The sequence below is a fragment of the Rhizobium sp. SEMIA 4085 genome (assembly GCF_013004495.1).
Lineage (GTDB): Bacteria > Pseudomonadota > Alphaproteobacteria > Rhizobiales > Rhizobiaceae > Rhizobium > Rhizobium gallicum.
Window position 1 is genome coordinate 1 of the sequence record NZ_JABEPH010000307.1, and the last position, 7,534, is coordinate 7,534.

Genomic DNA, 7,534 nt, shown 5'->3' on the forward strand with positions numbered 1-7,534 from the left:
TTCCCACTCACCTACTCCTCCCCTCTCCTCACTTCTCCCTTCCACTCTCTCTTCCCTCCTCTTCTATCTCTCCTCTTCTCTTCACACCGCACATTCCTCGCCGTCTCACCTCTCTTTCTTTTTTTCACTCAGTACACCGCATACGAGTCGCTCAGGAGTCTCGTGGCCTCGGCGATGTGTATAATCGCCCGCTTTCACCCATGTCGGCCGCCTCGCCAGGCCCCAACCAATGATCGGTCAAGGGCGCACGCAACACGTTTGTCAGAACTTCGAGGTCACCCTCATTCAGGAGTCGACGTCGGCAATGGGCGATATACCCTAATCAAAAGCACGCGCGTTCTTCAGGACAGAGAGACGTTTAAGCGCCAGGCGCACAGCGATCGCCGCAGAAAATCTCCCCATCTTCAACGACTGCTAATGAGGAGGCTGGCGGTAGTGTTGACTCTGGAGTTCACTCAGCAGAAAACAGGCGATCGAATAGAGAGGAAGTAATGATGGCTAACGAGAACACACCAGGACCGGTTGCTGCAGTTGAGGCGACGGATGCAGAGGCAAAAGCACCTTCTGCCAAGAAGCAGAAGCCACCACAGCGTCAGAAGACGACCGTCGAACCGGCGCGAGCTGCGGCAAAGGCAAGTGCCGCAAAGTCACAGGTGGCCAAGCCCAGGACGTACAGCGAACAGGAAAAAACCGGCAAGCTCAAGCTGATCGAAAAGGCAATCACCGAAGGCAAGAGCACTCTCAAGGATGCGATCAAGAGTGCCGGCATATCGGAGCAAACCTACTATAACTGGAAACGGACCGCGACGCCCGTAGTTCAAAGAAACGAGAAGCCTGTTCCTGCCGGCGATGAGTTGGCAGATCTAGTCCAGCTCGAAAAAGAGAACCAAAAGCTTCGCAAGCTCCTGGCGGAAAAATTGCGCTCGGAAAATGTCGAGCTGCGCAAGAGGCTCGGGCTGGATTGATCTAGGAACACCGTCCAGGCGGTCATCTGCTCGATCGGCCGCCTGATCTTCGGCTCCAGAGGCTCGGCGCATCCAGTCTCTCCGTTGAGGAGGGCTGGAGCGAATGGCTCCTGCTCAAATGACCGTTGCGACGGGATTGTTGGCGCGAAGTAATCGTCGTTCTCTCCGACACTGGCCAGTTGAAGCGCGCAGCAAGGCAATATATGGGTTCCAACAGGAACGCAGTCGCGCTGCTCGGCGCCTGCTATTTAGCGATTTGCTCAAGGTTGAAGCCATATGAAAACGCCACAACGGAAATTCGTTGTTGAATTCAAGTCAGGTCGACGACAGACGAAGGCGCGAACGAACTCAATTTGGGGTGACACCGATCTCAAGGCTTTGGTTCGTGAAGCGGAAGATAAGGCACCGCATCTGTTCAAATCAAATGCAACACCTGGTAGGCCTGACGAGGGCGGAGAAGGCGTAGCGCCTGATGCGATGAACTCGGCCTCAGCTGGCGGACACGCAGGCGAGGCCAGCCTTGCGGGGGCATCGACATCATTAGGTGACGGCGCAAAGGTCGGCCTGCCGAAGCGAAATGAGACCACTGTTGCGACTGCCGAAGCTGTTGAACCGGTGCAGGAGAGCCCGCCGGTGTTTCAGCCCAAGAAAACATCAGGTAAAACGCCTCGAGAGCCTGTTAAGCGCGGTCCCCTCCGCGCGACCGCGCATGTTGCGATGAGAAGGAACAAGCCCCGAAGCGTGGAGGCCGTAACGGCTCGGGATACGGTTTCCCTCGAGGAGGTAACTACACTTGATGCAGAAAACAAGCGGCTCAAGAGACTACTGGCAGAACGGCTTCATGCACAGAACCTGCAGCTCAAGAAGATGCTCGCGCGCTTTGATGTCACGTAAGGGGCCAGGGGTCGCGCAGGCACGCGCGACCCCTAGCCGCAAGGTTTGAACACAACAACTACTGGTTCTTCACAGTGTCTTCCAGGAAGAACCGGCCGAGCGGGTTCTGGTAAAAATTCTCAACGTTCTTTCGCGCTACGTTGATGTAGGGGCTGTAATAGAGGTCGATCCAGTTCACGTCCTGCTTGGCCATTTTCTGCAGATCGAAATACATCTGCGCGCGCTTGGCCGGATCAAGTTCCTGACGCGCCTTGGCGACGAGTCCCTTCACCGCATCACTTTTATAGTTGGTCATGTAGTTGTTGTTGGAGTCGTGACCGAGAACGAAGGTCGTCTTTTGGTCCGGGTCGAGAATGTCGTTGGTCCAGTAGTTGACCGAAATGTCGTAGTCGCCGTTGACAGTCATATCCCATTCCTGGCTGGGATCGACCTTCTGAAGATTGGCGGTAATGCCGGCCTTGGCGAGCTGCTGCTGGATCAACACGGCCGTCTGCTCATCCACTTCGTCGCCGGCACGCAGCAGATAAGTGAGCGTCAGGTTGGAGACGCCGGCATCCGCCAGCATTTGCTTGGCCTTTTCCGGATCGTAGGGCCGCTGCAGGTTGTCGGCATAGTGATAGAGCGCGCCCCTCGGAATGTAGGAATTGGCGATCGTACCCTGTCCGAACGTGACGGCATCAACGATCGCCCTCTTATCGATCGCCATGTCGAGCGCCTGGCGCACTTCCCTCTTCCCCAGATCGCCATGGGCGTGGTTGATCAGAAGATGGTCCTCGCGGGTCGAGGGATCGGTGAGCACGTTGAGGTTCGGATCCTTCTTCAGTTCCTCGACGCGCGAGAAAGGCACGAAAATCGCCGCATCCAGTTCCCCCGCCTCAACGTTCAACATGCGGGTATTGTCGTCAGGAACCGAGATCCACTCGACACCGTCAAGCTTCACCCGATCCGCCTGCCAGAAGTTCGGGTTTTTCTTGAGAATGATGCGGTAGCCGCGTCGACATTCCTCGAGGATGAAAGCGCCGGAAGCGATCGGCCTTTCGGCATAAGCGTCAGCGCCCAGGGATTCCATGCCCGCCTTGGAGATGACCGAGGCGTTCGGAAGCGCGAGCGTTGAGAGGAATGGCGCGGAGGGGTTCTTCAGCTTGATGGTCAGCGTGCGCGGATCGGTTGCGACCGCAGTGTCGATCACCTTGTAGGAATCGCTCCAGAGCGAGCCTTCGTCGTCTCGAATGCGCAGGAGGCTGAAGACGGCATCTTCGGCCGTCAGCGGCGTTCCGTCGGAGAACCTTGCATCGCGGATCTTGAACGTATAGGTCAGGCCGTCATCCGAGGTCGTCCAGCTTTCGGCAAGGCCAGGCTCCAGCTTGGTGCCGGTCTTGTCGACCCGCACCAGAACGTCATAGACGTTCGAGAAAACCCAGTTGTCGATGTTCTGCGCCGTCTTGATCGGGTCGAATGTCGTCGAATCCTCGCGGCGGCCGATCGTCAGAACGCCGGCCGCTTGCGCATAGCTGGCGCTAATGGTGAGGGTAGCGGCGAAGGCGGCAAGCCCGATAGATTTCCACCTGATTGTCATGATGTCGTTCCCTTCGTTGTTATGGCATGCGTTTGATGGTTTGGATCGGTTCGCCCGGCTTCGGTTCGACGCCTTTGAGCCGGGGCTTATCCGGATCGATATCTGGGATCGCCGCGATCAGCGCGGCGGTATAGGCATGCTTCGGCCGCGAAAAAACCTCTTCGGACGGCCCCTCCTCGACCACCTCGCCGCGGTACATGACGACGGTGCGTGTGCAGAGACGGCGCACCGTCGCCAGGTCATGGGCAATGAAGATCAACGTCAGGTCCATCTTGGCCGCCAGATCCCGGAACAGGCCGATGATCTGCGCCTGAATGGTCACGTCCAGCGCCGCCACGCATTCATCGGCAACGATCATCTTCGGATTTACAGCCAGTGCCCGCGCAATTCCGGCCCGTTGGCATTGGCCGCCGCTCATGCTGCGCGGCTTTCGGTGTGCGAATTCGCGGTCGAGCCCGACGAGGTCGAGCAATTCGCCGATGCGTGCCGGAATGTCGAGTTTGGCGACCGTGGCCTGCACCGTCAGCACCTCAGCCAGCGTCTGGCCGATCGTCAACCGCGGGTTCAGGGCGTTGAATGGGTCTTGGAAGACCATCGCCGTCTCCCGCCGCAGCTTAGCCAGTCCCGCTCTCCTCTGCTGGGCAAGGTCAATGCCGTCGAAACTGACATGGCCGGAAGAGATCGGCGTCAGGCCGAGGACGGCGCGGGCAAGCGTGCTTTTGCCGCTTCCGGATTCGCCGACGATCCCGACCGTCTCGCCCGGCATGATTATCAGGCTGACGCCGGAAACTGCGCTGACGGCCTTGCCGGCAGCTCCTTTGAAGAGCCTGCCGACGGACGGAAATCGCACGTGCAAGTCGTCGACCTCAAGAAGCGGCTTCAACGCTCCTGTTGAGCGCACCGTCTCGCTCCCGGCGGAGACGCCAATCTCTGGCATGGACGGATGGCTGTGGATCAGATTGATCGTGTAGGGGTCTTTCGGGTGGGAGAGGATCGCCCGCTTCGGGCCTTCCTCCAGCAACCTGCCATTACGCATAACGGCGATACGGTCGCACGTCTGTGCCACGATGCCGAGATCGTGGGTAATGAGAATGATGGACAGCCCGCGCTTGTCGCGCAGATCCATCAGAAGGTTGAGAATTTGTGCCTGGATGGTGACGTCGAGTGCCGTCGTCGGCTCGTCGGCGATCAGGATTTTCGGATTGCAGGAAAGCGCCACGCCGATCATCGCGCGCTGGCGCATGCCGCCCGAAAATTCGTGCGGATAGCTGTCAAAGTGCCGAACGGGATCCGGAAAGCCGACCTGCGCCAGGATCTCGACGGCGGCCGCGCGCGCATCGCGCGCATTGAGGTCCTGATGATAGCGGATGCCTTCAGCGATCTGGTCGCCTATGCGCATGACCGGGTCGAGATGGCTGGTGGGGTTCTGGAAGATCATGCCAATTTCACGGCCGCGTACGCTCAACATCTCAGCATCGGTGACGGCGGTGAGATCACGGCCCTCCAGAAGCACGATGCCTGTCTCGATCGTTAGTCGCGAGGAGGGCAGGAGGCGGACGAGCGAGCGGCAGAACAGGCTCTTGCCGGAGCCGCTTTCGCCGACGAGACCCAGAATTTCGCCTTTTGCGAGATCCAGCGACACCGCATCGAGCAGAACGCGGACCCCGCTGTCGAGATGCGCCTTGACGGTCAGGTCGCGGACGGAAAGAACGGATGCGCTCATTCGCCTACTCCGAGCCGTTCGCCGAGCGCATCGCCGAGCATGCTGAAGCCGAAAGCGAGGCAGACGATGGAAAGCCCGGGAAACAGGGTGATCCACCAGGCCGTGGTGATAAAACTCTGGCCCTCCGCCACCATAACACCCCATTCGGCGAGCGGCGGCTGCACACCGAGGCCGAGATAGCTGACGGCCGCCCCGCTGAGCAGCACCAACACCGCATCCGACATCGCAAAGACGATCGAGCCGGCAATCGCATTCGGCAGCAGGTGTCGGAACATGATGCGCATCCGCGAAAAACCGAGGCTGACGGCGGCCACCGCATAGTCGCTGTTCTTGAGCACCAGCATCTGCGCCCGGATCAGCCTGGCATAGGAAACCCAGCCGACCAGTGCCATGGCGATGTAAAAGCTGCCGAGCCCCGGTCCGAGGATGGCGATGATCGATAGCATCAACACCAGGAAGGGAAAGGCGAGGATGATATCCACGAGCCGCATGAACAGCGCATCGACGATGCCACCGAAAAAGCCGGCGATGGTGCCAACCGCGGTGCCGATGAGAAAGGGGAAAGCGACGCCGATCAGCGCGATCTGCAGGTCGATCCGTGTGCCCCAGATGACGCGGGAAAGCACGTCGCGACCGAAATTATCCGTACCGAACGGATGCAGAAGCGAAGGCGCCTGCAGGCGGGCGTCGCCGTTCTGAAGGATTGGGTCATAGGGTGCCAGAACCGGCGCGCTTGTCGCCAGCAGGACGAAGAACAGCAAAATGCCGGCGCCGGTCACAAGCATCAAGTGTTTGCTGAAGATCGTCCGCCAGCCGGCGGAGCCTGAAGAGAGGGTATCGACGCTCATAGCCTTACCCTCGGATCGATCGCAACGGTGACGATATCGGCGACGAAATTGACGAGCACGGTGGCGCAGGCGAAAACCATGGCAACGCCCTGGACCACCATATAGTCGCGCGAGAAGATGGCGCGCACGAGAAGCTGTCCCATGCCGGGAATCGCAAAGACGCTCTCGACGACGACGGAGCCACCGATGAGCCAGCCAATATTGACCGCGAGAAGATTGACGGTCGGCACCAGCGAATTCGGTACGACATGGCGCCAGAAGACGATGTGTTCGGGCATACCGCGGGCGCGCGCTGCCGTCGCCACGTCGGATTTAAGAGATTCGATCATCGCCGCCCTGAGGCTGCGCGTCAGAACGGTCGAGAGCGACAGCGCCACGGTTAAGCTGGGCAGGATAAGATGCGCCAGCTTGTCGCCGATTGTTGCGCCATAGCCTGAGACCGGCAGCAGGCCGAGCTCGACGCTGAAGAGGATGATGAGCATCAGCCCGAGCCAAAAGGGCGGGAATCCGATGCCGAAGGTAGAGACGATACGCACCGCATGATCGGGTGCCTTGCCGGCATTGCGCGCGGCAATCGCGGCCATCGGCATGGCGATCAGTATCGACAGAATGACGCTGGAGGCGACGAGCGCAACAGTCGGCTCGATGCGGGTGACGATCAGTCTCAGCACGTCGATCTTGTAGAGAATCGATTTGCCCATCTCGCCATCGGCGAGGTTTTTCAGAAAATACAAATATTGTAGCCACATAGGCTGATCGAGGCCGTACTGGGCACGGATATTGGCGATCGCCGTCGGCGTGGCGCGCGAGCCGAGCAAGTTGCGTGCCGGATCGCCGGGGATCAGCCGCACCAGAATGAAGGTGATGACGCTGATGCCGAAAATGACGGGCAAAAATTGCAAGGGTCGGGTGAGAACGAACCTATAGCGATGCATGGCGATGCCAGCGCCTCCGTATTGTTCGGATGTCGGTCGCCATTCTTTGCATCAGTTCCGCCTGTGTCGTGACAAGAAATCGATCAGCGCTGGATAGTAGTCTGCGGGGTTTTCGTAAAAGGGCATGTGGCTGGCATTGGCAAGGACCTTGAGTTCGGCATTCGAAATGGCGAGCTTCATCTTCAGTGCGCAGGCCGGGGTCAGTTCGTCGTGCTCGCCCGTGGTGATCAGTGTCGGCACGGTGATGCGCGGCAGGTCGGGAATACGGTTCCAATCCTTGAGGTTGCCGATATAGAGGAATTCGTTCGGCCCCTGCATCGTGCTATATGGCCCCAAGTTCCAGTCGTTGAGCGACCGGCGCACCGGCGCCGGCCATTCCGGCAACCGGCAGACGTGCCGGTAGTTCAAAATAGTGATGGCTGCGAGATATTCCGGATGGTCGTAGGTGCCCTGCGCCTCATGCTTCTGCATCATGGCAACTGTCTCGGGGCCGAGCGCCGCACGCAACCGCTCCAGCTCGGTAATGAGATGGGGCATGTCCGCGACCGTATGTTCGAGGATCAGCGTCTGCAGGTTTTCTGGGGCAGTGCGCG

6 protein-coding genes and 1 pseudogene are annotated in these 7,534 nt (G+C 59.3%); 2 read left to right on the forward strand and 5 right to left on the reverse strand.

What is annotated here, in order from left to right; translation table 11 throughout:
* Window positions 1-494: 494 nt before the first annotated feature.
* Entirely contained in the window at window positions 495-965 is a 471-nt protein-coding gene (locus tag C9413_RS24315; RefSeq protein ID WP_040115043.1) for a transposase, read from the forward strand.
* Window positions 966-1,241: 276 nt separating this feature from the next.
* Window positions 1,242-1,859, forward strand: coding sequence for a hypothetical protein (locus C9413_RS24320; protein ID WP_040115042.1), 618 nt, complete (start codon window positions 1,242-1,244; stop codon window positions 1,857-1,859).
* 58 nt (window positions 1,860-1,917) lie between these two features.
* On the opposite strand, the gene C9413_RS24325 is transcribed toward C9413_RS24320, so the two are convergent.
* From C9413_RS24325 to C9413_RS24345, 5 genes and pseudogenes are all read right to left on the reverse strand, one after another.
* Window positions 1,918-3,435, reverse strand: coding sequence for an ABC transporter substrate-binding protein (locus tag C9413_RS24325; protein ID WP_170251005.1), 1,518 nt, complete (start codon window positions 3,433-3,435; stop codon window positions 1,918-1,920).
* 19 nt (window positions 3,436-3,454) lie between these two features.
* Entirely contained in the window at window positions 3,455-5,158 is a 1,704-nt protein-coding gene (locus tag C9413_RS24330) for an ABC transporter ATP-binding protein (protein ID WP_040115040.1), read from the reverse strand.
* Window positions 5,155-6,006, reverse strand: a complete 852-nt coding sequence (locus C9413_RS24335; RefSeq protein WP_040115039.1) for an ABC transporter permease — start codon at window positions 6,004-6,006, stop codon at window positions 5,155-5,157. The genes C9413_RS24330 and C9413_RS24335 overlap by 4 nt, the downstream gene beginning before the upstream one ends.
* Window positions 6,003-6,941 carry an ABC transporter permease gene (locus C9413_RS24340; RefSeq protein ID WP_040115038.1) on the reverse strand — a complete coding sequence of 313 codons (939 nt, stop codon included), beginning with the start codon at window positions 6,939-6,941 and terminating at the stop codon, window positions 6,003-6,005. Before C9413_RS24340 ends, C9413_RS24335 begins: the two co-directional genes overlap by 4 nt.
* A 51-nt stretch (window positions 6,942-6,992) precedes the next feature.
* Window positions 6,993-7,534, reverse strand: a pseudogene (locus tag C9413_RS24345) (proline iminopeptidase); the annotation flags it as partial.